Annotated in this window: 1 protein-coding gene; it reads right to left on the bottom strand. The window is 65.2% G+C overall.

Annotated elements, in window-relative coordinates; genetic code table 11:
- Nucleotide 1 precedes the first annotated feature (1 nt).
- Nucleotides 2–1,821: carboxyltransferase domain-containing protein (locus L9Z73_RS30010; RefSeq protein WP_247408565.1), on the bottom strand; the 1,820-nt coding region annotated here is incomplete at its 5' end.

Raw genomic sequence — 1,821 nt, 5'->3', positions numbered from 1 at the left:
CTCAGTCGCGTTCCAGCACCACGACCCGCTGGCCGGCGCCAATCCCGCTGCCGGGTTGCACCGGGATTTCCCGCACCACGCCGGCAAACGGCGCCAGCAGTGGAATCTCCATTTTCATCGACTCCAGCACCACCAGCACAGCGCCCGCCGCGACGCGCTCACCCGCAGCCACCTGGACCTGCCAGAGATTGCCCGCGATATGGCTGTCGATGCTGTACTCATTAGCCTTCAGCGGCGTGTCCTGCCCCAGCGGCGCTGGCGGTTCCTCGCTGTCGAAGTGCGCCTGGCCGCTGGCGATCCAGCGTTCGCGCTCGGCGTTGAAGGCCTGTTGCTGGTGCGCCCGAAACGCATCGATACCCGCCGCTTCACGCGCCAGAAAATCCTGGTAATCCGCCAGGTTCAACACGCTGTCCTCGATGTTCAGCGCAAAGCGCCCCAGCGGAAAATCCCGACGAATCTGCAGCAACTCTTCGGCACTCACCGGGTAGAAGCGGATCTGGTCGAAAAACCGCAGCAGCCACGGCTTGCCGTCGAAGGCCGCGACTTCCCGGTAGCGGTTCCACATCTGCAACGTGCGCCCCACGAACTGATAACCGCCGGGGCCTTCCATGCCGTACACGCACAAATACGCGCCGCCGATGCCCACCGAGTTCTCGGCGGTCCAGGTGCGGGCCGGGTTGTATTTGGTGGTCACCAGCCGATGACGCGGGTCCAGCGGTGTGGCCACCGGGGCGCCGAGGTAGACGTCGCCCAGGCCCATCACCAGATAGCTCGCCTCGAACACGCTGTGGCGCACCGCGTCGAGGTCGGCCAGGTCGTTGATGCGGCGGATGAATTCCAGGTTGCTCGGGCACCACGGCGCGTCCTTGCGCACGGTGGTCATGTATTTTTCGATGGCCAGTTGGCACGCCGGGTCATCCCAGGACAGCGGCAAGTGGACGATGCGCGAAGGCACTTGCAGGTTGGGCGTGGCGCATACGGCCGTCCATTCGCTGCTGATCAGCGCCAGCAGGTCGGCCAGGGGCAACTGTTCTGGCTGGTAGTGGACTTGCAGCGAGCGGATGCCCGGCGTCAGGTCGATTACGCCATGCAGTGCGCGGGTTTCGAGGGCCTGCATCAGCGCGTGGCCACGAAAACGCAGCACCAGGTCGAGCTCGGGCGCGCCGATTTCCAGCAGCAGGTGGGTATCGCCGGCCAATCGGGCAACCAGACGCGTATCTTCCTGGCCGATATCCAACACCACAGGCGACGCGGGCCAATGTGGGAGCGGGCTTGCTCGCGATGGCATCTCCTCGGTGTCGCTGTGAGACCGCGTCGCCTGCAGTGCGGGCACGCCCGGCGCCCACAGTTGATCCCATTTCAGCGCGAGATCGCGGGCGGTCTTGAGGTCCACCGGTTCGAAGCGCAGCTTGTCGCCGGCCTTGAGTTGGCCGAGTTGCCACAGGTCAGCTTCGATCACCGTCACCGGGCATACGAACCCACCCAGGCTCGGCCCGTCCGGCCCGAGGATCACCGGCATGTCTCCAGTAAAATCTACCGCGCCGATTGCATAGGGGTTGTCGTGGATATTCGACGGATGCAGCCCGGCTTCGCCGCCATCGGTGCGCGCCCACACGGGCTTGGGGCCGATCAACCGCACGCCGGTGCGGCTGGAGTTGAAATGCACTTCCCACTGCGTGGCGAAGAAGGTGTCGATGTACTCCGGCTGGAAGTATTCCGGCGCGCCATGGGGGCCATAAATCACCCGCAGCGTGCGCACCTGCGCCAGCGGTTCAGCGCGCAACAGCTGGCCTGCGTTGACGTCGACCAGCGGCAACAGAT

The organism is Pseudomonas emilianonis (assembly GCF_023072625.1).
Lineage (GTDB): Bacteria > Pseudomonadota > Gammaproteobacteria > Pseudomonadales > Pseudomonadaceae > Aquipseudomonas > Aquipseudomonas paraveronii.
This window is presented reverse-complemented; position numbering and strand designations above follow the sequence as displayed.